This window comes from Pinirhizobacter sp. (assembly GCF_035317885.1).
In the GTDB taxonomy this organism is placed as follows: Bacteria; Pseudomonadota; Gammaproteobacteria; order Xanthomonadales; family Rhodanobacteraceae; genus Pinirhizobacter.
Window position 1 is genome coordinate 1 of record NZ_DATHFX010000307.1, and the last position, 24,022, is coordinate 24,022.

16 protein-coding genes are annotated in these 24,022 nt (G+C 64.6%); 11 read left to right on the forward strand and 5 right to left on the reverse strand.

The features are described 5' to 3' along the window. The 4 genes from VK519_RS09935 to trxB form a co-directional block, all read right to left on the reverse strand. Positions 1–362: leucyl/phenylalanyl-tRNA--protein transferase (locus VK519_RS09935; RefSeq protein ID WP_414692727.1), on the reverse strand; the 362-nt coding region annotated here is incomplete at its 3' end. Next, positions 359–754 (reverse strand): VOC family protein, encoded by a 396-nt coding sequence (locus tag VK519_RS09940; RefSeq protein WP_324349425.1) that lies wholly within the window; start codon positions 752–754, stop codon positions 359–361. The genes VK519_RS09935 and VK519_RS09940, both read right to left, overlap by 4 nt. A 3-nt stretch (positions 755–757) precedes the next feature. Beyond that, positions 758–1,876 (reverse strand): GNAT family N-acetyltransferase, encoded by a 1,119-nt coding sequence (locus tag VK519_RS09945; protein ID WP_324349427.1) that lies wholly within the window; start codon positions 1,874–1,876, stop codon positions 758–760. Further along, entirely contained in the window at positions 1,873–2,835 is a 963-nt protein-coding gene (gene trxB, locus VK519_RS09950; protein WP_324349429.1) for a thioredoxin-disulfide reductase, read from the reverse strand. Before trxB ends, VK519_RS09945 begins: the two co-directional genes overlap by 4 nt. A 203-nt stretch (positions 2,836–3,038) precedes the next feature. On the opposite strand from trxB, the gene VK519_RS09955 reads away from it, so the two are divergent. From VK519_RS09955 to VK519_RS10000, 10 genes are all read left to right on the forward strand, one after another. Next, positions 3,039–4,100 carry an alanine dehydrogenase gene (locus tag VK519_RS09955; protein ID WP_324349431.1) on the forward strand — a complete coding sequence of 354 codons (1,062 nt, stop codon included), beginning with the start codon at positions 3,039–3,041 and terminating at the stop codon, positions 4,098–4,100. A 35-nt stretch (positions 4,101–4,135) separates the two neighbouring features. After that, positions 4,136–6,466, forward strand: a complete 2,331-nt coding sequence (locus VK519_RS09960; RefSeq protein ID WP_324349433.1) for a DNA translocase FtsK — start codon at positions 4,136–4,138, stop codon at positions 6,464–6,466. Positions 6,467–6,506: 40 nt separating this feature from the next. Further along, a complete protein-coding gene (gene lolA / locus VK519_RS09965; protein ID WP_324349435.1) occupies positions 6,507–7,160 on the forward strand; it encodes an outer membrane lipoprotein periplasmic chaperone LolA in 654 nt (217 codons plus the stop codon). Positions 7,161–7,218: 58 nt separating this feature from the next. After that, positions 7,219–9,954, forward strand: a complete 2,736-nt coding sequence (locus VK519_RS09970) for a DUF2339 domain-containing protein (protein WP_324349437.1) — start codon at positions 7,219–7,221, stop codon at positions 9,952–9,954. Next, entirely contained in the window at positions 9,944–11,332 is a 1,389-nt protein-coding gene (locus tag VK519_RS09975; RefSeq protein ID WP_324349439.1) for a DUF3999 family protein, read from the forward strand. The genes VK519_RS09970 and VK519_RS09975 overlap by 11 nt, the downstream gene beginning before the upstream one ends. A 119-nt stretch (positions 11,333–11,451) precedes the next feature. Next, a complete protein-coding gene (locus VK519_RS09980) occupies positions 11,452–12,786 on the forward strand; it encodes a replication-associated recombination protein A (RefSeq protein WP_324349441.1) in 1,335 nt (444 codons plus the stop codon). A gap of 33 nt (positions 12,787–12,819) precedes the next feature. Next, positions 12,820–16,278 carry a glycoside hydrolase family 125 protein gene (locus VK519_RS09985; protein WP_324349443.1) on the forward strand — a complete coding sequence of 1,153 codons (3,459 nt, stop codon included), beginning with the start codon at positions 12,820–12,822 and terminating at the stop codon, positions 16,276–16,278. Positions 16,279–16,705: 427 nt separating this feature from the next. Further along, positions 16,706–19,408: a TonB-dependent receptor gene (locus tag VK519_RS09990; protein WP_324349445.1), complete on the forward strand. Its 2,703-nt coding sequence runs from the start codon at positions 16,706–16,708 to the stop codon at positions 19,406–19,408. Continuing rightward, the gene (locus VK519_RS09995; protein ID WP_324349447.1) at positions 19,408–21,264 is read left to right on the forward strand and encodes a glycoside hydrolase family 35 protein; all 1,857 of its coding nucleotides are present in this window, start codon (positions 19,408–19,410) and stop codon (positions 21,262–21,264) included. Before VK519_RS09990 ends, VK519_RS09995 begins: the two co-directional genes overlap by 1 nt. Before the next feature lie 2 nt (positions 21,265–21,266). Continuing rightward, complete coding sequence (locus VK519_RS10000; RefSeq protein WP_324349448.1) at positions 21,267–22,475, forward strand: glycoside hydrolase family 27 protein; 1,209 nt, start codon at positions 21,267–21,269, stop codon at positions 22,473–22,475. 132 nt (positions 22,476–22,607) lie between these two features. Here VK519_RS10000 and VK519_RS10005 read toward each other — a convergent pair whose 3' ends face one another. After that, positions 22,608–23,066, reverse strand: a complete 459-nt coding sequence (locus VK519_RS10005) for a hypothetical protein (RefSeq protein ID WP_324349450.1) — start codon at positions 23,064–23,066, stop codon at positions 22,608–22,610. A 322-nt stretch (positions 23,067–23,388) separates the two neighbouring features. Between VK519_RS10005 and VK519_RS10010 the strand changes: the two genes are divergently transcribed. Next, positions 23,389–24,022, forward strand: a 634-nt coding sequence (locus VK519_RS10010; RefSeq protein ID WP_324349451.1) for a response regulator, incomplete at its 3' end; no start/stop codon positions are given.

Below are 24,022 nucleotides of genomic sequence, written 5' to 3' on the forward strand. Positions count from 1 at the left end.
ATCATCGGCTCGCCGATCCAGGTGCCGCGCTGGCCGGTGCGTTCGCCTGCACAGGCGCGGATCACCCGGTCGAAGGCCTTGTCGATGGTGTAGGTCCATTCGCTGCGTGAGAGCAGCTTGCGCGTGCTGCGGCTGACATGGACGTTGGCGGTTTCGAACACGCAGCGCGGGTCGGGGGACCACCACAGGATCGGTTCGCCTGGGTTGTACCAGGGGAAGATGCCCTGGCGGTAGGCCGCCAGCAATCTGTCGGTGGAAAGGTCGCCGCCGAAGGCGAGAAGGCCGTTGGGCTCTTCCAATGCCGTACGCGGATCGGGGAACGATTCGGGCACGCCAGGGTGCAGTTTCGGCAGGCGGATCATCGTTTAAGTTGCAGCAGGTCCCAGCGGTTGCCGTAGAGGTCCTCGAATACCGCCACCATGCCGTAAGGCTGCTCCTTCGGTTCGCGCACGAAGCGCACGCCTTCGGCCTGCATGCGCTTGTAGTCGCGCCAGAAATCGTCGGTATTGAGGAACAGGAATACGCGGCCACCGGCCTGGTTGCCGACGAAGGGCCTTTGCTCGGCGTTGCTTGCCCTGGCCAGCAGCAGGCTGGTGCCGGTTGAACCGGGCGGTGCAATCACCACCCAGCGCTTTTCCTGTTCGGGCTGGTGGGTGTCTTCCACCACGGTGAAGCGGAGCTTTTGCGTGTAAAACGCGATCGCCTCGTCGTAATCCTGGACGATAAGTGCGACGTGGACGATGGACTGCATCATGATTCAGCTTCTTTCGGCATAGGGGCTGTGTTCCATCAGTTCCTCACCATAGGCCTCGCGCGCATGGCGTTCGTGCCGTAGCGCATCGGCGACCGCCTCGTGGAAACCATCGTGCACCAGATAATGACGCGAATGGGTGCGCGTGGGCAGGAAACCACGTGCAAGCTTGTGCTCGCCCTGGGCGCCAGGCTCGAACGTGTGCAGGCCCCTGGCGATGGCGTATTCGATGCCGCGGTAATAACAAAGCTCGAAATGCAGCCCCGGCACCTCCACCACGGCACCCCAGTAGCGGCCATACAAGGTGCCGCCGCCGACCAGGAAAAACGCCATCGCCACCAGATGGCCGCCCATGCGCGCCGTGGCCACCTGCACGTCGTTGCCAAACGACCGGCCAAGGTGCCGGAAGAAGGCCAACGTCAGCGCCGCGTGGTTGCCCTTCATCTCGAAGGTGGATTCATACAGTGCGTGGATGGCCCGCCAGTCGGCGGCGCTCAAGTCGGCACCGCCCGTCATGTCGAGGGTCAGGCCCGACTCCGCGGCCTGGCGGCGTTCCTGGCGGATGTTCTTCCGCTTTTTCGACGACAGCGCGCCTAGGAAATCGTCGAAGCCGGCGTAGCCCTGGTTGTGCCAGTGGAACTGCCAGTCGAAGCGCGGCAGCCAGCGCTCGTCGAAGGCGCCCAGATCAGTTTCTTCAAGGAAATTGGCGTGTACTGACGACAGACCCAGCCGCTGCGTCTCGGCAACCAGGCCCGCTACCAGCAGGCGTTTGTGGTCCGAAGACGCGGCCAGCAGCCGGGGACCGGGCACGGGCGAGTAGGGGGCCGCTGCCAGCAATTTCGGATAGTAGTCGCCGCCGGCACGCTCGTAAGCGTGCGCCCAGGCGAAGTCGAAGACGAACTCGCCGTGGGAATTGCCCTTCAGGTAGGCCGGCACCGCGCCGACCAGGCGCTCGCCTTCGTACAGGCCCAGGTGGTGCGGCTGCCAGCCGTAATCCTGGCGCAGGCAGCCGTGCTTCTCCATGCCATGCAGGAAGGCGTGGGACACAAACGGGTTGCCGTCACCGACGAGGGCGTCCCACTGCGCGGGATCCACCTCGGCGAGGCTGTCCAGGAGGCGGATCACCCCATCAGGTTCTGTTGATCCAGCCAGCGCTCGGCGTCCAGCGCCGCCATGCAGCCGAAACCGGCCGAGGTCACGGCCTGGCGGTAGACGTGGTCGGCCACGTCACCGGCGGCGAACACGCCCGGCACGGAGGTCATGGTGGCCATGCCGTCCAGGCCGCTGCGGATATTGATGTAGCCGTCGTGCATGTCCAGCTGTCCGTCGAAGATGCCGGTGTTCGGGGTATGGCCGATGGCGACGAAGAAACCGTTGACGGGGATGTCCCGCGCGGCGCCAGAGTTGACGTCCATCACGCGTACGCCGTTGACGCCGGTGGCGTCGCCCAGCACTTCGTCCACCGAGTGGTTCCAGAGCAGCTCGATCTTGCCGGCGGCGGCCTTCTCGAACAGCTTGTCCTGCAAGATCTTTTCCGCGCGAAGCTTGTCGCGGCGGTGCACCAGGTACACCTTTCGGGCGATGTTGGCCAGGTACAGCGCCTCTTCCACCGCCGTGTTGCCGCCGCCGATCACGGCCACGTCCTGGTCGCGGAAGAAGAAGCCGTCGCAGGTGGCGCAGGCGGACACGCCCTTGCCCTTGAAGTGCTCTTCGGAAGCCAGGCCCAGGTATTTGGCGGTGGCGCCGGTGGTGATGATCAGCGCGTCACAGGTATAGCTGCCGGCATCACCCTTCAGGTGGAAGGGACGCTCTGACAGCTCCACCGAATGGATGTGGTCGAACACCATCTCCGTTTCGAAGCGCTCGGCATGCTCGGCCATGCGCTGCATCAGTTCCGGACCCTGCACGCCTTTCTGGTCACCCGGCCAGTTGTCCACTTCCGTGGTGGTCATCAGCTGCCCGCCCTGCTGCAGCCCCGTGATCATCGTGGGCTTCAGGTTGGCCCGCGCGGCGTAGACGGCGGCCGTGTAGCCTGCCGGGCCGGAACCCAGGATCAGCAGGCGACTGTGCTTGGGGGTGCTCATGTATAATCCTTGGGGTTTGAATGCGATTTGGGTGACACGCTTAAGGGCACTTGTGAAGCCGGTTTCGAGGTCCAGTAACGACCTATCGAGCCCGACAGAATGGGGAACCGGGCGGGTTGAATCAAGGTCGCAGGCCTAAGGCAAGAGTGCCTGGCCCGTCCCCACGGGCCTGGCGTGTGATTTTCCCCACAGGATTTCCCAGCATGCGTATCGGTATTCCCTCAGAAACCAAAACCCTCGAAGGCCGCGTCGCCCTCGTCCCGGCCGCCGCCGCCGACCTTGTCCGCCGCGGCCACGAGGTGTTCATCCAGGCCGGCGCAGGCGCCAAGAGCGGTTTTTCCGACGAGGACTACAGCAAGGTCGGTATCAAGATCGTCCCGGACGCCGCAGCCCTCTACGAGGCCGGCGAGCTGATCGTGAAGGTCAAGGAGCCGATCGCCGGCGACCTTGCCCTGCTGAAGAAGCACCACCTGCTGTTCTGCTACCTGCACCTGGCCGCCGAGCCCGAGCTCACGGCGCGCCTGCTGGACATCGGCCTCACCGGCGTGGCATTCGAGTCGGTGGATGAAAACGGCTCGCTGCCGCTGCTGCTGCCGATGTCCGTCATCGCCGGCCGCATCGCCACCCAGATCGGCACGACCCTCCTGCACCAGCCCAACGGCGGCAAGGGCAAGCTCCTGGGCGGCATGGCGTCCACCCCGCGCGGCAAGGTGGTGGTGCTGGGTGCCGGCGCCGCCGGCAGCAACGCCGCGGCCCTGGCGGCCAATGCCGGCGCCAACGTGGTGGTGTTCGACAAGCGCCAGGATCGCCTGGCCGAAATGATGGCCCTGGCCCCCAACGTCACCGCGCTGTACGCCTACGAGTCGTCGGTGGCCGAGGAAGTGGCCACGGCCGACATCGTCGTCGGCGCCGTGCTGATCCCGTCCGCCAAGGCCCCGCGCGTAGTCACCGCCGACATGGTCAAGACCATGGAGAAGGGCAGCGTGCTGGTGGACATCTCCATCGACCAGGGCGGCTGCTTCGAAACCTCGCGTCCGACCACCTGGAAAGAACCCACCTACGTTGTGGACGGCGTCACGCATTTCTGCGTCACCAACATGCCCGGCGCCGTGCCGCAGACCTCCTCCATGGCCATCTCGGCGGCGATCCTGCCGTACGTGCAGCGCCTGGCCGGTGGCAACCAGTGGCGCGATTACGCCCCGCTGAAGGCCGGCATTAACGTCGAAGGGGGCAAGATCGTGCATCCGGCCCTGTCGATGGCATGATGTGCGCCAACGAACGAGCAGAACTGGCGATATAAGTGGCGCGAAGCGCAGGTAGCACCAAGAAGGAAAAAACCCCGGCCCCGGGCCTCAGTGACGAGGCACGGCGCCGCCTGCGCGAAGCCGGGGCCTTGTTGCTGCTGCCGCTGGCGCTGTACTTGCTGGTCTGCCTGTTCAGTTACAACGACCAGGACCCCAGCTGGGGCCACCTGGGCAATGTCGACCATGCCCGGAATTTCGGCGGGGCGGTGGGGGCGAACATCGCCAACATCTCCCGCTACATCTTCGGGCTGGTCTCCTATGTATTCCCGGTGCTGCTGCTGGTGCTGGGCGTGCAGGTGCTGCGCCACCACGGCGAGCGCACCGTGGCGCCGTGGGAGCCTTCGCTAAGGCTTATCGGCTACGTCTTCTTTTTCATCACCGGCCCAGCCCTGCTGTGGCTGAACTTCCACGATGCCGCCGTGTTGCCGGAAGGGCCGGGCGGCATCCTGGGCCGTTGGGTGGGCAATGGCGTGGCGCGCGCCTTCGGTGACAAGGGCGCGCCCCTGCTGCTGCTCACCATGTTCCTGATCGCCGTGACCCTGGCCACCGGGTTGTCGTGGTTCAAGCTGATGGATGTCGTGGGCCAGGGCGTGCTTAAGCTCGCCGGCTGGTTCGGCGGCAAGGTCAAGCAGGCGCCAGAAGTCTACGCTGCCCGCCAGGCCCGCGCCGAGCGCGAGGTGGTAAAGAAGGTCGACGCGGTGAAGCAGGCCCGGCGCGAGCCGCTGCGCATCGAGGCGCCGGCGGCGCCGGTGGCCAAAAGCGAACGCGCCACCCGCGAAACGCAAATTCCGCTCTTTACCGGCGCGGCCGCCGACGGCGAGCTGCCGCCGCTGTCGTTGCTGGACGAGCCGCCGCCGCAGCCGGCGGGATATTCAGAAGAAACCCTCGAGGTGCTCTCGCGCCAGGTGGAGCTGAAGCTCAAGGACTTCCGCATCGAGGCCAAGGTGGTGGGGGTGTATCCCGGCCCCGTGATCACCCGCTTCGAACTGGAACCTGCCGCCGGCGTGCGCGGCAGCCAGGTGTCGAGCCTGGACAAGGACATCGCCCGCGGCCTGTCCGTGGTGAGCGTGCGCGTGGTCGACGTGATCCCGGGCAAGAACGTGATCGGCCTGGAAATTCCCAACACCCGGAAGCAGGTCGTCTACCTGTCGGAAATCCTGCGTTCGGAGAAATACGACCAGCTGAAGTCGCCGCTGGCGTTGGCCCTGGGCAAGGACATCGGTGGCAAGCCCGCGGTGGCCGACCTTGCCAAGATGCCCCACCTGCTGGTGGCCGGCACCACCGGTTCCGGTAAGTCGGTGGCGGTGAACGCCATGGTGCTGAGCTTGCTGTACAAGTCCAGCCCGAAAGACGTACGCATGATCATGATCGACCCGAAGATGCTGGAGCTCTCGGTCTACGAGGGCATCCCGCATCTGCTGGCGCCGGTGGTCACCGACATGAAGGAAGCGGCCAACGCGCTGCGCTGGTGCGTGGGCGAGATGGAGCGCCGCTACAAACTGATGGCGGCGGTAGGCGTGCGCAACCTTGGTGGCTTCAACAAGAAGGTGCGCGAAGCCGAGGCCGCTGGCCAGCCGATGCTCGATCCGTTGTTCCGGCCCAACCCCGAGATGCCGGGCATGACCGCCGAGCAGTTGCACACGTTGCCGCACATCGTGGTCATCATCGACGAATTCGCCGACATGATGATGATCGTCGGCAAGAAGGTCGAAGAACTGATCGCCCGCCTGGCGCAGAAGGCGCGCGCCGCCGGCGTCCACCTGATCCTGGCCACGCAGCGTCCGTCGGTGGATGTGATCACGGGCCTGATCAAGGCCAATATTCCCACGCGCATCGCCTTCCAGGTGTCGTCCAAGATCGACTCGCGCACCATCCTTGACCAATCCGGCGCCGAGACCCTGCTGGGCCACGGCGACATGCTGTACCTGCCGCCGGGCACGGCCACGCCCGATCGCGTGCATGGCGCCTTCGTCGACGATCACGAAGTGCATAACGTGGTGGAATGGCTGCGCGCCCAGGGCAAGCCTGATTACATTGTTGGCGTGCTGGAAGAAGTGCAGTCGACGGGCGACGGCAAGTTCATCAACGACGCCGGCCTGCCGCAGGATGCCGAGGAAGGCGATGGCGACAACGCCCTGTACGACAAGGCCGTGCGCATCGTTACCGAATCGCGTCGCGCCTCGATCTCCGGCGTGCAGCGGCACCTGCGCATCGGCTACAACCGCGCCGCGCGCCTCATCGAGCAGATGGAGCAGGAGGGCGTGGTAAGCGCACCGCAACACAATGGCAACCGCGAAGTGCTGGCGCCGCCGCCCCCGGCGCGCTAAGCCCGCATCCATCCACCGTTAGCCTGCCCAGGTGTACCGCATGATCCGCCGTCTCGCCTTCCTTGCCTGCTTCCTTGTTGCAAGCGCCGCCCATGCCGCGCCGGGCGCCGCGCGCGAGCGGCTGGATACGTTCGCCAAGGGCCTGCATTCGTTGAGCGGGAATTTCTCGCAGGTGCTGCTGGACGTGAACGGCAAGAAGGGCAAGGTAAGTTCGGGCACCCTGGCCCTGCAGGCGCCGCGGCAGTTCCGCTGGGAAACCACCGCCCCGTACAAGCAGACCATCGTCGCCGACGGCAGCCGCGTGTGGTTGTACGACCCCGATCTCGACCAGGTCACCGTCAAGATCCAGAGCAGCGAGGAAGCGCATAGCCCGCTCACCGTGCTCACCGACATCGGCCAGATCGACAAGAATTTCAAGGTGACCGAGCAAGGTGAGAAGGACGGCCTGGCGTGGCTGCGCCTTACCTCAACCGCCAAGGATCCGCAGTTCGACTATGCCGACCTTGGCTTCGATGCCGCGGGCCTGAAGAAGATGTCGTTCAAGGACCCGCTGGGCAACACCACGCAGATCGAATTTTCCAGCTGGCAGCGCAACGTGGAACTGCCGTCGGCAACGTTCAACTTCACGCCACCGAAGGGTACCGACGTGGTCGGCGACGCCCCGGTGATCAGCACGCAACCGATCAAGGATTAACGCTGGCCGCGGCGCGAGGGGCGCTGCGGCAGCGGGCGGGCACAAGGGGAAGGGAAAGATGATGTACGTCATCTGGGGCTTGGTGGGCGCGGTGTTGGGATTCGCTTTGCAACAGGAATTCTTCGCCACTGTCTTCGGTGCGATGCTGGGCATCGGCTGGGCCCGCATGTCGGGGCTGCGGCGCGACATCAACCTTGCGCGCAAAGAACTGGCCGAGGCGAGGCAGGCGTTCGGCACCTCGCCGCGTACCGGTGAAGCGCCGCCGGTGGTCGCGCCACCACCACCCGTGGCTGGGTACGGTTCGCCAGACCTCGCCATGCCTCCGATGCCTGCTGCCGCGGCAACTCCGGCCAGCGCCATGGATGCCGTCCCGCCGCCACCTGTTCTTCCTGCGCCATCTGTTCCACCCACGCCGCCGCGCGACATCCCCGTTCCCGTGCAGCCACCCGTTCCGCCGCGTCCGACCTGGGTCGATGCCCTGGCCCATCGCGTGCGCAGCTGGTTCACCGAAGGCAATGTGCCGGTGAAGATCGGCATGCTGGTGTTGTTCGCAGGCGTCGCCGCCTTGCTCAAATACGCTTCCGATGCAGGCATGTTCCATCTGCCGGTGGCGGTGCGCGTGGCGTTGGTGGCGTTGGCCGCGATCGTTGCGCTTGCCTTTGGCTGGCGGCAGCGCTTCAAGCGACGCGTGTTCGCCTTGTCGCTGCAGGGCGGCGCGATCGGCGTGCTGACCATCGACGTGTTTGCCGCCTTCCGCCTCTACGAGCTGCTGCCGCCCACGGCTGCCTTTGGCATGTTGGTGGTGCTGGTGGCCGGTGCCGGCATGCTGGCGGTGCTGCAGGATTCGCTGGCCCTCGCCGTGCTGGGCCTGGTCGCTGGCTTTGCAGCGCCCATTCTTACCAGCACCGGCCACGGCAGCCACGTGGCGTTGTTCACCTATTACGCGCTGCTGAACCTGGCGGTCCTTGCCATCGCCTGGAAGCGCGCATGGCGCGTGCTGAACCTGCTGGGTTTCGTCGCCACCTTCGGCGTGGGCGCCGCCTGGGGCGTGTTGCAGTACAAGCCCGAACAGTTCGCCAGTACCGAGCCGTTCCTGCTGCTGAATTTCTTCTTCTACCTGGTTATTCCCTGGCTCTACCTGCGCCGCGCGGCACAGACGCGCGAGCGGGTGCTCGATGCCTGCCTGTTGTTCGGCAACCCACTGGTGAGCCTGTTGCTGCAGGGTGCGTTGCTGCGCTGGCAGGGCAAGGCGATGGCGGTGTCGGCGCTGGTGGCGGCGGTGGTGTATCTGGTCGTGGCCTACAGCGTGCGCAAGCAGCGAGACCTTGGCATCCTGCGCGACGCGTGGGCGGTACTGGCGATCGGATTTGCCACGCTTGCCGTGCCGCTGGCGCTCAGTGCAAGCGTCACCGCCGGCATCTTTGCGGTGGAGGGCGCGGGCCTGGTGTGGCTGGGGTGGCGGCAGCAGCGCTGGTTCGCCCGCTGGTCAGGCCTTGGCCTGCAGGGGCTTGCCGCGATTGCGTGGGCCGCTGGACATGTGTCGTCGTGGCAGGCGCCAGCCGTGGCCAACCGCAATTACCTTGGTGCGCTGTTGATCGCGGTGGGTGGCGCGGCAAGCACGTGGCTTTACCACCGGTATGGATCGGACAAATCGCGCTCGCGCGCGGTGGCCGTGGTGTTGTTCGGATGGACCATGGTCTGGTGGCTTCTGCCCACCACGGTGGAGATCGCCAACCACCTTACCGACGTGCACGCCGCGGCCGGCATCCTGGCCCTGGTGGGCATCACCACCTGGGCGGTGGCCGAGCTTCAGCGCGGTGCGATGCACGCGCTCGGCATCGCCATGCGGCTGGTGGTGGCGGGGCTTACCTGGCTGTCGATGCTGGTGATCGTGCTTTGCCTGGTACCGCCCTGGCAGGTGCTAGGCGGCTGGCTGCTGTTGGCGGTGGTGGTGACCTTCGCCGGCGGCTGGCGCGCCATGGCTTGCCTGCAAGGTCACGCGCGCCTGGCGGCGACCACGCAGCTTGGATGGTGGTGGCGCGTGCCGGTGACGATCGCCTGCGCGCTGGTGGCGGCGGCGGATGGTTGGCACTGGCTGGACGACAGCTGGCGTCTGGCCATGGTGGTGGCTCCCGCGCTGGCGCTGTGGTTCATCACGCTGCGGCACCCGGCATGGGTGCGGCGGCCCCTGCAAGCGGAAGACTCCGCGGTGGACCTGCTGCTGCATACATTGTTCGTGGTGCTGGGGGTCATCTTCACCTGCACGTTGTTTGCCGAAGGTTCCGCTGCACCACTTCGATTCGTGCCATTGGTGAATCCGGTGGAGATATCGATGCTGGCGATCCTGGCGGCTGCATTTGGCTGGTTCGCCGCGCCGCAAGTGGCGTCATCGATACGGCGCCTGCGTCCGCTGCTGATGGGCGTGGCATTCATGGCCTTCGCCACCAGCGCGACCCTGCGCGGCGTGCATCACTTGGGCAACGTGCCGTGGGACGGCAGTCTTGCCGAGTCTTCCGTGGCGCAGATGTCATTGACGGTGACATGGAGCCTGCTGGGCGTGCTGGCCTGGATCGCCGGTTCCCGGCGTGGCCAGCGCGGCCTGTGGCTGGCCGGTGCCGTCACCATGGGCGTGGTGCTGGCCAAGCTGCTGCTGGTGGATCGTTCCCACCTGGGGAATTTGTTCGGTATCGCCTCGTTCATTGCCTATGGCCTGCTGTGCACGGCCATCGGCTACTTCGCGCCGGCGCCCCCGCGCCGCGCAACTGCCACTCCGGAGCCCGCCGATGCGTCCTGACCTTCGCCTGCTCGCCAGTACTTTATTCCTTGCCTCGGGCATGGCCGCCGCCAGCCCCGCCACGGATTACGCCACGGCGTTCCCGCTGGACACGCACGGCACGGGCGATGCCTTCCGCATCGAAGCCACGCCCGCGCTTTACGCCCACGGCAAGCCCGACGCCAACTTGCGTGACATGGTGGTGGTGAATTCGCTTGGCGTGGAGGTGCCATTGGCACCTTTGGCACCGGCACCGGCCGTGGCGCATCCGTATCATCTGCAGGCGCGCCTGCTTCCCGTGCCGGGCGAAGCCAGCGAGCGTGACGGCACCGGCCACATCCGTCGCAGCAGCGATGGCAGCGTGCAGATCGACCTGGGTTCGGGCGAACTCGCCGCCAAGCCGCCTCGGCACTGGATCATCGATGCGCGCCGGGCCATTTCGGCTGAACGCATCACCATCGACAAGCTCGATGGCACCGACGTGCAACTGGAGCTGGCGGTGGATGCCAGCAACGACCTGCAGCACTGGGACGAGCGTGCGGGCGACGTTACCGTCACCAGCATCGCGCGTGGCGATGATGCCGTGGACAGCCGCAGCATCCAGCTTTCGGGCGATCCGGCGCGCTACTACCGCTTGCGCGTGGTGGGCGGCGACGTGCCCTGGGACGTGGAACATACGCCGGGCGTGACGGTGGAAGGCAGCTTCATCGACGCTGGTGATCAGCGCATGGCGGCCTTCCAGTGGGTTGAGGTCAGCGGCAAGGCCGACGCCGACCATGGCTTCGTCTACGAACTGCCGGCGACGCTGCCGGTGGGGGCGGTGCAAGTGAAGCTGGCCGAGGCCAATGGCGCGGCACGCGTGCAATTGAGTTCGCGGGGGGCCACCGATGCCTGGACACCGCTGGGCGACGTCACCGCAACCACCGTGGGAGGGAAGGGCGACGCTGCCACGATCACCACTATCGGCGGCAAATCCACACCCAACACCTTGCGCATCGAAGACACCCGGCTGCACGCGCTTCGCCTCGTCTCGACGCCGGCCTTGCAGCAAGCGCCCACGCTCCGTATTGCCTTCACCCCGGACCGGTTTGCCTTCCTGGCACAGGGCCCCGGTCCCTACCGCGTGCTGGTGGGCAGTTACGCCGCGCGTCGCGGGGACTCCCCGGTGGATGCCGCCCTGGACAAACTGCGCCTGGACAAGGGGCCGGACTGGCAGCCACCGCTTGCTACCCTGGGCACGGCCGCGGTCGCCGCGGGCGAAGCCGCGCTGCAACCGGCCAAGGTGCCGTTCGACTGGACCAAGCCGCTGCTATGGGGCGTGCTGGTGCTCGGCGCGCTGCTGGTGATCGGCATGGCGGTGAGCCTGCTTCGGTCGGCCAAGGGTGAAGACAAGGCCTAAGCCCCGTGGGGGTCAGAGTCATGACTCTGACCCCGCTCAGGGCCGCGGCAACCCGTTGAGCCCTCGATGACGCTCCAGGGGCGATAATGCCCTGATGAACGCAGCTGTCGTGACTCCCGATGCCTAGCTATTCCCCTACCCCGGGGCTGTTCGCCGAGCCTGAAGCCCTGAAGCCGCTGGCCGAGCGCATGCGCCCGGCGAGCCTGGACGAGATTGTCGGCCAGCCGCGCCTGATCGACCCATCCTCGCCGCTGCGACGGGCGCTGGAGGCGGGCAAGGTGCATTCGATGATCCTGTGGGGGCCGCCCGGTTGCGGCAAGACCACCCTGGCCCTGCTGGTGGCGAGGTATGCCGATGCCGATTTCCGCGCGATCTCCGCGGTAATGTCGGGCCTGCCGGATGTGCGCAAGGCGCTGGCGGAAGCTGAGGTCAACTTCGCGCAAGGGCGCCGCACAGTGCTGTTCGTCGACGAGGTGCATCGCTTCAACAAGGCGCAGCAGGATGCCTTCCTGCCGCACATCGAGAAGGGCGTGATCATCTTCGTCGGTGCCACCACCGAGAATCCTTCCTTCGAACTGAATTCGGCGTTGCTCTCGCGCTGCCGCGTGCACGTGCTCGATGCGGTCACCCGCGATGCCATCGTGGTCACCCTGAAGCGCGCGCTGGCCGATGAGGTACGCGGGCTTGGCGCTCTCGGCCTGAACGTTGATGAAAGCTCGTTGCAGCTGATCGCCCAGGCCGCCGACGGCGACGTGCGCCGTGGGCTTACCCTGCTTGAGATCGCCGCCGAACTTGCCACCGACGGCCGCATCGACGAAACCACGCTCACCCAGGTGCTGGCCGATCGCACGCGCCGTTTCGACAAAAGCGGCGAGCAGTTCTACGACCAGATTTCCGCGCTGCATAAATCCGTGCGCTCGTCCGATCCGGACGCCGCGGTGTATTGGCTCACGCGCATGCTCGACGGCGGTTGCGATCCCCTGTACCTGGCACGGCGCATGACGCGCATGGCCGTGGAAGACATCGGCCTGGCCGAGCCGCGTGCCTGGCGCATGGCGCTGGACGCGTGGGATACCTACGAGCGCCTGGGCAGCCCCGAAGGCGAACTGGGTCTGGCGCAGCTGGCGATCTGGCTGGCCATCGCGCCGAAGAGCAATGCGGCTTACAAGGCGTTCAACCTCGCTCGCGCCACCGTGCAGAAGATGGGCACCCTTGAGGTACCCATGCACCTGCGCAATGCGCCGACCAAATTGATGAAGGGCCTGGGTTACGGTACGGGTTACCAATACGACCATGACGTGGAGGGCGGCGTGGCACTGGACCAGCAGTGCCTGCCCGATGCCATCGCCGACATGGTGTTCTACGAACCAGTGGAGCGCGGGATGGAAGCGAAAGTTGCCGAGAAACTGGCGGCGCTGCGCGCGGCTCGTCGTGCTGCCCGGGATGGGGAATAATCGACGCCTGACCGTCGGGCAAGGGGTGGGCGCATGGGGAAGGGCTGGATCAAGGTTGCATGGCTTGCATTTGCCGCCCTGGGTACCACGCCAGCCTTCGCCGCGCCCGATGCCGCCACCACCTTCCGTGTCGGCAACACCAGCACGGCGCTCACCATCGAAGCCACGCCCCATGCACCGCGCATCATCGCGCTGGCCGATGCCCGCGGTTCTACCTGGCCATCGACCGGCTCGGTTGGGGGTCAGAGTAATGACTCTGACCCCGTTTCCGCCGTGACTCTCATCGACCACGTCACCATCGGTAAGACGCCGGTGCCGGTGCACTGGACCTTCGACGCGTCTGCCACGCGCGCCTCCAGCGACGCGCTGACGCTGGTGTACGTGTCCACCAAACCGAAGTTGCGCCTCTCCTGGACATGGCGCGCCCGCGCCCAGCAGGGTCCGCTCGAACACGACATCCGCATCGAGAACAAGGGCAGGAAGCCGGTGCTCTTGCCCCTGCAGCAAAGCGTAGAGCTGTCGCTGGACGTCGGGCGCGGGCAGGCGCTGGAACATGTGTTCATCGACAAGGGCGCCGGCAAGGCGCCGCCGATAGGCACGCACGTGGTGCCCGCGTCGGATGGTTACGCCTGGACGGGTACGTCGAGCCCGTTCGCCCATCCGAAGGAAGGCGAGCCGCGCGAGATCATCCCCTGGCTGATGCTGCGGGGCGCCGGTGACGTGCCGAGCGACGGCGTGTACCTGGGCGTGGAATTCAGTGGCCGCGTCGCCATGCACGTAGCCCGCAATGCCAATACCCTTCAGATCACCGCCGGCCTCAACGAGGATCCCGGCGATCGATTCCAGATCATCGTCCCCGCCGGTGGGGCATTTACCACGCCGACGATCTTCATCGGCGCCACCCACGGCACGCTCGACGATGCCGGCAACCTGCAGCGTCGCTGGGTGCGCGAGGTGCTGAACGACCCCATGGTGGTGAACGACCCGAAGTATCCGCTGCTGACCAACAACAGCTGGGGCAGCGGCATGAAGATCGACGCGGCGCAGGCTCGCCGCATGATCGACGACTCGGCGGAGCTCGGTTTCGAGATGTTCCACCTCGATGCCGGCTGGTTCGCCGGCGTGGGCGACTGGATTCCCGACCCGGTGAAATTTCCCCAGGGCCTGGCCACCATCGCCGACTATGCCCATGCCAAGGGCCTGAAGTTCGGCCTGTGGGTGGATTGGGCCCAGGCTGGCACCAGCAAGCGCCGGGGCGCGTTGAGCGTGGTCAATCCCGCCACCAGGAACTGGCTCACCACCGATCCGCCCACGGGCTGGAAACCTGCCGAGTTCAAGGGCGTCACCATCGACATCGGCCTGCCCGCGGCCAAGGCCTGGGTGGCCAGGGAAGCCGATCGCCTGGTGCGCGACTATCACCTGGACATGCTCGAACACGATGGCTACGTGGTGGCCCAGGGTTGCGACCGCACCGACCATCCGCACGCCATCTGCGATGCGAAGAACACCCATCGTTACGTGGACCAGGAATTCTTCTGGCTGGATGGCCCCAACTCCACGGACGTGAGCTACCACGCGGCAATGGCGTACTACGACATCTACCGCAAGCTCAAGAAGGACCACCCCGGCCTGCTGCTGGAAATCTGCAACGACGGCGGCCGCATGGTCGACTTCGGCAGCGCCGCGGTGGGTGACTATTTCTCCATCGTCGATACCTACGATCCCCTGTCGAACCGCCAGGCCTTCTTCGACGCAAGCCATCTGCTGCCTCCGGCGATGCTCGAGGCGTATGCCATGGAGGTGCCCTCCCCGCGCATCGAGAATTTCCGCTACATGCTGCGCAGCGGGATGATGGGCTGGTTCACCCTGATGATGGACAGCACGAAGTGGACGCGCGAGCAGCACGATGTGGCGGCGGCGGAACTTGCCACGTACAAGGCGAAGCTGCGCCCGCTGATCCGCCGGGCGGATCTTTTCCATGTGGGCCCGCGCCCGGATGGCGTGCATTTCGACGGCATGCAGTACGTCGACAAGGTAACCGGGCAGGGCGTGCTGTATGCCTTCCACGGCAGCGATGCTTCCACTAGGTCGCATGCCTTCGTGCTGAAGGGCCTGGAGCCCACGCGCAACTACCGACTGCATTTCAACGATGGCAGTTCGCCCGACGCCACGGTACGCGGCGACGCGCTGATGCGTGATGGCGTGACGGTGAAACTACCCGTACCGAACTCGTCGGAACTGGTGTTCATCACTGCCGGCCCGGCCAACGCCCTGGTGACCCAGCCCGACGTCGTCGTGGCAGCCGCGCGTGAGTTTACCGATCCGAACCCGGCGTTGGTGGCGATGATGCGCTCGGCGTTGCTGAACACCGGCACGCAGATCGCCGCCACCGCCGACGGCACGGCCTACGTGCGCACGGGCGACATCCCCGCCGAGTGGCTGCGCGACTCCTCCGTGCAGGTGGAGGCCACCTACCTTGGCTTCGCCCACGACGCCCAGGTGCAGGCCCTGATCAAGGCCGTGGTGCAGCGCCAGGCCAAGTACCTGTTGATCGACCCCTACGCCAATGCCTTCCGCGAGGATTATTCGATCTGGGAGCGGAAATTTGAACTGGACTCCCTGTGTTACCCGGTGCTGCTGGCATGGAAGTACTACAAGGTTACCGGCGACGCCACGATCTTCACCCCGCAGGTGCGCCACGCTTTCATGCGCGTGCTGGACACCATGGAGATCGAACAGGACCACACCGCGCGCAGCAAATACGTGTTCAAGTCGAAGACGGAACAGTCCGGCCGCAACCCGGTGGCGCGCACGGGCATGATCTGGACGGGTTTCCGTCCTTCGGACGATCTGTCCACCTACAATTACCTGATTCCCGCCGAGATGATGGCGGTGCAGGCGCTGGGCGCGATGGCCGAAGCCGCCGACGTGCTGCACGACACTTCGATGGGCAGGCGCGCACGCAAGCTGCAGGGCGAAGTGCACGAGGGCATCCAGAAGCACGGCATCGTTACCGCGCCCGATGGCAAGCGCATGTACGCGTATGAGGTGGATGGTCTTGGGCACGCCTTGCTGATGGACGATGCGAACATCCCGAACCTGCTGTCCGCGCCGTACTTCGGCTATGTGGGCCTGGACGATCCGGTGTACCAGGCAACGCGCAGCTTCGTGTTGTCGCCGGCGAATCCGTACTATTACAGCGGAAGCGTGGCGGCGGGCCTGGGTAGCCCGCATACCCCCAAGGGCATGGTATGGCCGCTGGGCCTGCTGGCCGATGGTTTCACCACGAACGATCCAGCGCGGCAGCAGGCGGTGCTCAAGATGCTGCTGGCCAGCGACCCGGGCGACCACCGCCTGCACGAGTCGTTCGACCCCTCCAACCCGAAGATTCTCACCCGAGAGGATTTCGGCTGGCCCAATGCCTTCTTCACCGAATATATGAACAAGCTGCGCGGCGCGCCCGACCATCCGCGGCCTCTTTGGCGTAGATAAGCCCCGCCACGACAGATCAGCATCCCCAGCTGATCCGTTCATCTCCCCGGCGCGTCTGAGCCCCAGACGCCGTGAGTCGCAAAATGTTGCACTGCAACTTGCAGGTGCACGAATACTACTATTATAAAATATTACAATTAGATTTTGCGGGCGGGGACGGGCGCGCCGGATAAGTGGTCATTTCTTATCCGGTGTCGGGGGTTTTTGAGGGGTTTTCTACAATTCATAAGGGCAGTCCATGAAGCGAACCAAATTGGCTCTTTCAGTGGGTCAGGCGTTGGCGATGATAGGTATTGCCAGCATGGTCGGCTATAGCGCCCAAGGGCGCGCGCAAGCGAGCACAGACTCGCCGGCGGCAAGCAGTACCTCGGCGGCGGCGCCGAATCCTGGCACCCAGAACGCTGCACAAAAGGCCGACGAGAGAAAAGTGACCGAGCTGAACACGGTCACGGTGACCGGCCAGCTGGCAGCTTTGCAGCGCGCCCAGGCGATCAAGAGGGATGCGGTCAACACGGTGGATTCCATCTCCGCGGAAGAAACCGGCAAATTCCCCGATCCGAACGTCGCCGACGCCCTGCAGCGCGTGCCTGGCGTATCGGTGAACCGCAGTGGCGGTGAGTCCAGCCAGATCGCCGTACGCGGCTTCGGCCCTGAGTTCGTCGCCGTCACCATCAATGGCCGGCCGGTGGCCACGGCATCGGGTTCGCGCGCCTTCAACTTCGACGTGCTGCCTTCGGAGATCATCAACGTCGCCCAGGTCAACAAGACCTCATCGGCCAACATCCCCGAGGTCGATATTGGCGGCGTCGTGGACATCCAGACCGCGCGGCCGCTGGATTTCAGCGGGTTTCACGGCGCATGGAGCGCGGCTGGCGTGAACAGCAACCTGACCGGTGACTGGGCAGGCAAGACCACGCCCAAGGCATCGCTGCTGGGCGGCTGGACGAACGACGACCACACGTTTGGCGTGCTTGCCTCGGCGATGTACTACAAGCGCAAGGACACCCAGATCAATACCCAGGCCAACTCCTGGTACACCAACCAGAACATCTCAGAGCTGTCGGGCCTGGCCAATCCCAACTACACGAATGTCGCCGTTCCCGAGACGCTCGCCAACAACATCCTGGACGAGACGCGGACGCGCAAGGGCTTCAGCACGGCAATTGACTGGAGGCCGACCGACAAACTGACCTTCCAGCTCGATTCCCTGTATTCCAGCTACAAAGTGGACAAGCTGGAACACGAGTTCGGCCAATACGGCAACACGGGTGACATCCAATCCCTTACCACCGACGCCAACGGCACGGTGACGCAGTTCGTGCGCAAGGGCGAAGGTCCCACCGTGATGGCTAACGACTATGTCGTGTCGTCCATTCCCAGCTACGAGAAAAGTTTCCAGAACGGCCTGAACGCGGCGTACCAGATCGACGACACCACCAAGCTCAGCGTGGACGTGTCCAACTCCAAGGCCTGGAACAAGGAGAGCCCCAACGGCTACTTCCTCGTGGTCGGTAGCAAGAACTTCGGCACCAATCCCACCTGGACCAACAACGGCAACAGCGAGCCGCCGTCCTATAGCAACCTCCTGTCCCCGGACAACTTCGGCAACCTCACGGCGCATTGCTGCAACGCTGGTGGCCAGACGAACAACGTCACCAACAACGTCAAGCAGTACAAGGTGGACCTGAGCAAGGCCTTCGACGGGATGACCCTGACCGAGCTCGACTTCGGCATCCAGAAGACCGACCAGTCGGTGAAGTCGGTGAGCTTGAGCACGCCCAACGGCATCCTGTGCAATGCCTATTGTGGCTATTCGATTCCCATCCCGCCGGATGCCATCGGCGCGTACCTCTACACCGCGCCGTCGAAGATCCATGGCGTGTCCTCGCCAGGCCTGCCGGACCAGTGGATTCAGTACGACGGCAACAAGTACCTGGCATGGCTGGCGACGCCCGCGGCGTACGACCAGCTGACGCCGGAGAAGAGGGCGGCACTGCTGCAGGGCCTGGCGGCAAACGGCGGAAGCCTGAAGTCCGCGGTGAATCCCGGCAGCTTCAACAAGGTCTCGGAGAGCCAGAAAGCGTTCTATGCCAAGGCCCTGTTCGGTGGCAACTTCGGCACGATGCCCTGGCAGCTGGACCTGGGCGTGCGCTACCTGAACATTACGTCGGAGAGCGTCGCGATCAACCAGCCGCCGGCCACGCTCACCATCGACCCGAACGACACCAGCAATGGCCAGGTGAGCTACGGTCCGCTGGCACCGCAGCAGGCCGAGGGTGGCTACCACAGGTGGCTGCCGTCGCTGAACTTCAAGTTGAACCTGCTCGACGACCTGGTCTACCGCTTCTCGGCGTCCAAGACCTTGACCCCGCCGGAGCTGAGCAACCTGTACTACAGCAAGAGCTACGGCACGCGCCCGAACTCGCTGACCATTTCCCAGGGCAACCCGCAGCTGCAGCCGTATTCCTCGCGGAACTACGACATGGGCCTGGAGTGGTACATGAGCGACGCCAGCTACATGGCGGTGGAAGGGTTCTACAAGAAGGTCAGCAACTTCAGCACGCTGATCAGCTCGCCATTCCCGTTCCTGACCAACGTCAACACCGGACAGCCGTTCATCTGGTCGCTGACGCAGCCGGTGAACCTGAATTCGTCCAACATCTACGGCGGAGAGTTCACCTTCAACTACCAGTTCAAGAACGTCCTGCCGGCGCCGTTCGACGGATTAGGGACGGCCGTGAACTACACCAAGGTGAAGAGCAGCACATCGCTCGGGCCCAGCGAAATATCGGCGGGCGGCAAGTTTGCCGTACCGGGCATCGGCGACTCGGCGAACGCGAGCGTGTACTACGAGAAGGGCCCGGTACAGGTGCGAGTGGCCTATAACTGGCGCGGCAAGTACCTGGAAAGCATCGCCTACGGCTCGGGTGCAAACCCTGCCACGCGCAGCTCCTACGGCCAGGTGGACCTGAGCGCGAGCTACCAGATCAATAAATTCCTGTCGGTGTTCGCCTCCGGTACCAACCTGACCCACGAGCACCTGTACGACTACTCGGTCTACCGGAACCGGTTCCTGTACGCCGAGGCGGATGGCACCGTCTATACCGTGGGGGTGCGCGGTACCTTCTGATGAAATCCTCATGGAACGCCCTATTGGGCTTGCTGTTTGGCGCGTTGCTTTCGAGCAACGCGCCTGCGGCCCCCGCCACTCCCCCCGCCGCGGCGGGGGGAGGTCTCACCATCGAGCAAGGCCGTTTCATGCTCGATGGCAAACCGTTCCGGGTGATTTCCGGCGAGATGCACTACACCCGCGTCCCACGCGAGTACTGGCATGATCGCCTGAAGATGGCCAAGGCGATGGGCCTGAACACCATCACCACCTATGTGTTCTGGAACGCGCACGAGGCCACGCCTGGCCACTACGATTTCAGCGGCCAGAACGACGTTGCCGAATTCATCCGCGAAGCACAGCAGGAAGGCCTTTATGTGATCCTGCGTCCGGGTCCCTATGTTTGTGCCGAATGGGAACTCGGCGGCTTTCCCGCGTGGCTGTTGAAAGACCCGGGCATCACCATCCGCAGCACGGATCCGAAGTTCATGCAGCCGGTGCAGCGCTGGTTGCATCGCCTGGGCCAGGAAGTGGCTCCGCTGCAGCGGGCCCGCGGCGGCAACATCATCGCCGTGCAGGTGGAGAACGAGTACGGCAGCTTCGGCACGGATAGCACCTACCTTACGCAGATCCGCCAGGCCATCACCGATAGCGGCCTGGATGCCTCGCTGTTGTATACGTCCGACAGCGCCGAGACCCCGGGGTCACTGCCTGGCCTGGCCAAGGTGATCAACTTCGGTGTCGGCCATGCGCGCGAGAAGTTTGCCAAACTCAAGACGTGGCAGCCCGGCGGCCCCTTCATGGTCGGTGAATACTGGGTGGGCTGGTTCGATCATTGGGGCGCGCCGCATCACGTCGCCGATGCCAAAGTGGTCGCAGACGAACTGGCGTGGATGCTGAGCCAAGGCTATTCGGTCACGTTCTACATGTTCCACGGCGGCACCTCGTTCGGCTGGATGAACGGTGCCAACTGGGACGACGACAGCTACCAGCCCGACGTCACCAGTTACGACTACGACAGCCCGCTGGACGAGAGCGGGCGCGTCACGCCGAAGTACCTTGCGCTTCGCCAGGTGATCGCCAAGGCCACGGGAGGGCACTTACCTCCCGTGCCGCCGACTCCTGCGACCCAGGCCATCAGCAACATCAAGCTGGGCGAATCCGCATCGCTGTGGAACGCATTGCCCGCCCCGGTGACCTCGCATGAGCTGAAGACCATGGAAGCGCTGGACCAGGCCTATGGCGACATCCTGTATCGCAAGCGCATCGACACCGCTGCCGCGGGCCAGCTGCACATCGACGGGCTGCAGGACTATGCCCAGGTCTATGTCAACGGCAAGCGGATCGGCACGCTCGATCGCCGGCTGAAACAGGACACCTTGCCGATCAAGCTTGCCAAGGGCGACACGCTGGATGTGCTGGTGCAAAACGACGGGCGCATCAATTTTGGCGAGCACGTGCGCACCGAGCGCAAGGGCATCCTGGGTTCGGTAAGCGTGCAAGGGCAGGCGCTGTCCGACTGGCAGATTTACTCCCTGCCGTTTACCAACAACGACGCCTTGAAGTTCGCCCACGCGCCTTGCAGTCACGCACCATGCTTCTACCGCGGCAGTTTCGACGCGCCGGTCTCGGGTAGTGCATCGGCGGACACCTTCCTTGATACCAAGGGCCTGGGCAAGGGCATGGTCTGGCTCAATGGCCGTCCGCTGGGGCGCACCTGGAGCATCGGCCCGCAGCGTACCCTCTATGTGCCCGGTGCCTGGCTCAAGCCCAGTGGCAATGAACTTGTGGTGCTGGATTTGCTCGTGGAAGGCCAGCCCGTACTGAACACGTTGAAGCACCCGATCCTTGGAACAACCAGCATAAAGGTCCCTTGAACATGAAGCTTAAGAACCATCGCCGCGCCGGCTGGCTGCGCACTGCTGTCTCGTTCGCTGTTGTTTCCGCTCTTTCAGCCGGTGCCGCCGCTGCGGGTGCCGCTAGTGGGCCCTTGCCGCAAATGGGCTTCAACAACTGGAACTCCACGCATTGCCGCGATGAGTTCGACGAAGCGATGATCCGCGGCGTCGCCGACAAGGTCGTTAGCCTGGGGTTGAAGGACGCCGGCTACACCTATGTCAACGTGGATGACTGCTGGGCCAACTGGCAGCGTGACAAGGACGGCGCGTTGCATCCCAATCCGAAGCGCTTTCCAGGCGGGATCAAGGCGCTGGCCGCTTACGTCCACGAGCACGGCCTGAAGTTCGGCCTGTATTCGAGCGCGGGCACATCCACCTGTGAGCCGTTGCAGGAGAACCGTGGCTTCCCCGGTGGCCTGGGCCACGAGAAACAGGATGCCGCGACGTTCGCATCCTGGGACGTGGATTACCTGAAGTACGACAACTGCAACAACCAGAAAATCGATGCTCACAAGCGCTACACGGCCATGGCCGAAGCCTTGCGCGCCACCAACCGGCCGATCTTCTTCAGCATGTGCGAATGGGGCGAGAACAAGCCCTGGCTGTGGGCAGGCAAGCCGCCGGTATCGGCGCAGTCCTGGCGCACCACCGGCGACATCACTGATACCTATGCGTCGATGCTGAAAATCTTCAAGCAGAACGTGGTGCTGGACAAGTACGCCTCGCTGGGCCACTGGAACGATCCGGACATGCTGGAAGTGGGCAATGGCGGCATGACGGATGTGGAGTACCAAAGCCACTTCAGCCTTTGGGCGATCATGGCCTCGCCACTCCTGGTGGGCACGGACCTTCGCAAGATCAAACCCGATGCACTGCAGATCCTCTTGAACAAGGAAGTGATCGCGGTGGACCAGGATCCCCTGGGCGTGCAGGGCAAGCAGGTGCGCGACGCCAATGGCATCCATGTGATCGTCAAGCCCATGAAGGACGGCAGCCGCGCAGTAGCGGTGTTCAACGAAACCGATGCCGCGGTGGACGCCAGCGTGGCAGCCAGCGAAATTGGCCTGAAGGCTTCCGCCAAGTACAAGGTGCGCGACCTCTGGCAGCACACGGACGCCAGCGGAGACGGCTCCATCAAGGTCAACCTGCCGGCACACGCGATCGCCATGTACCGGATCAGCAACAACTGAAGTTCATCTACAAGGTAAGCAGATAGCCGAAGGGCGGACAGTAACCTGTCCGCCCTTCTTTTTTGCACGTCACCTTGGAGGGCGTCAGCCGGGCGTAGTGGTGTCGCTGGGCTCGATCAACTTCCGACCCATTCAGTGCGTCCGTGAACTGAGCTCCCCGCCCCATGTTTTCCCGCCCGCTTCAAAGGCTACCTTCAGCTGAGCATTGGAAGCCGGCGTCAGCGTAAGGTTTTGGCCGGTGAGTCCGTCGCAGAATCGGCCGCCATTCGTGGACACGGCAAAACGGTAGACGGTCGCCGTGCCGTTGATCTTCAGGAACTTGGCCGGCACCGCGCATGCAAACGGCTCAGAGAAATGAAGGCGTGCGCCCTGGGCGTTGAAACTCACATCGACGGCAACATCGTTGTTCGCTTGGTGGATCACTCCCTGCCATTCACCTTGCGGAGGTGCCGCGAGGGCCACGGCGGGCAGCAGGCCCAACAGCATGGCCAGGCCCAGGGCACGATGTGGGAGCCGCTTCAGCGGCGCAGGTTTGACGGTGCCTGACAACATGTGAGTCCCCCCTTTGTTGTGAATAGTGCTGGCGGCCACCAAGGCAGCCCGCAATGCACTGCAAGCTTAAGGCACTCCCCGACTCCCCTGTATTGATATGCAAGAAAATGCGTATTCGTTGTCCCCGGAAGCCGGTCACTGTTTAGCCGGTTGAACCGAAGAATCAGTTTTTGGCTGATACGGCCGATGGGATACCCCAGCGTACGGTGCTGGCACCTTCCGGCGATCCAACCGGCTTGGTAGCTGGGACTATCGGTTCAAACAGGGTGTTGACGATGTCGTTGCATGGCCACACCACCGCCCCTCGTGGCGGTGTTTTACGTTGTGTACGCTCGGCGCCGATACACGAGGCCAAGCGGTGATGCCGGTAACCGTGCTACTTGCCGACGAGCAGGCGTTGCTTCGAGAGGGCGTGGCGTCGTTGCTGGCTGGTTTGTCCCGCTACGAGGTGATCGGCAGTACGGGTGACGGGCGAGACTGCGTGCGGGCAGCGTTGCGCTGCCAACCTGGCCTGATCGTCTTCGATTGCGCCATGCGCGGCCTGAGCGGCCTGGAAGCCATACGCCGCATCGCGCCACGTTGCCCGAACACGCGGCTACTGTGCCTGTCCCGCTACGACGATGCGCGGTGGGTCCGCGCGGCCTTCGACGCCGGTACGCATGGATACGTGCTCAAACGCGACGGCTTCGACGCATTGCGTGAGGCGATCGACAGCGTGATGCGCTCGCGCTATTTCATCAGCCCCGATATTGCCCACCTGCTGGTTGACGGCATGCGCCGCCATCAAAGCCCGTCGTTTGCCGGGCCCGAGGCGCTGAGCCCTCGGGAACGAGAGATCACCCAGTTGTTCGCCGAGGGCCTCAGTGCGCGGGACATCGCCGAGCGACTGCATGTCAGCGTCAAGACGGTGGGCACGCAGCGCGAACACATCATGGCAAAGCTCGGCATTCACGGCATTGCGCAGCTGACGCGGTACGCGTTGCGCGAAGGCCTCA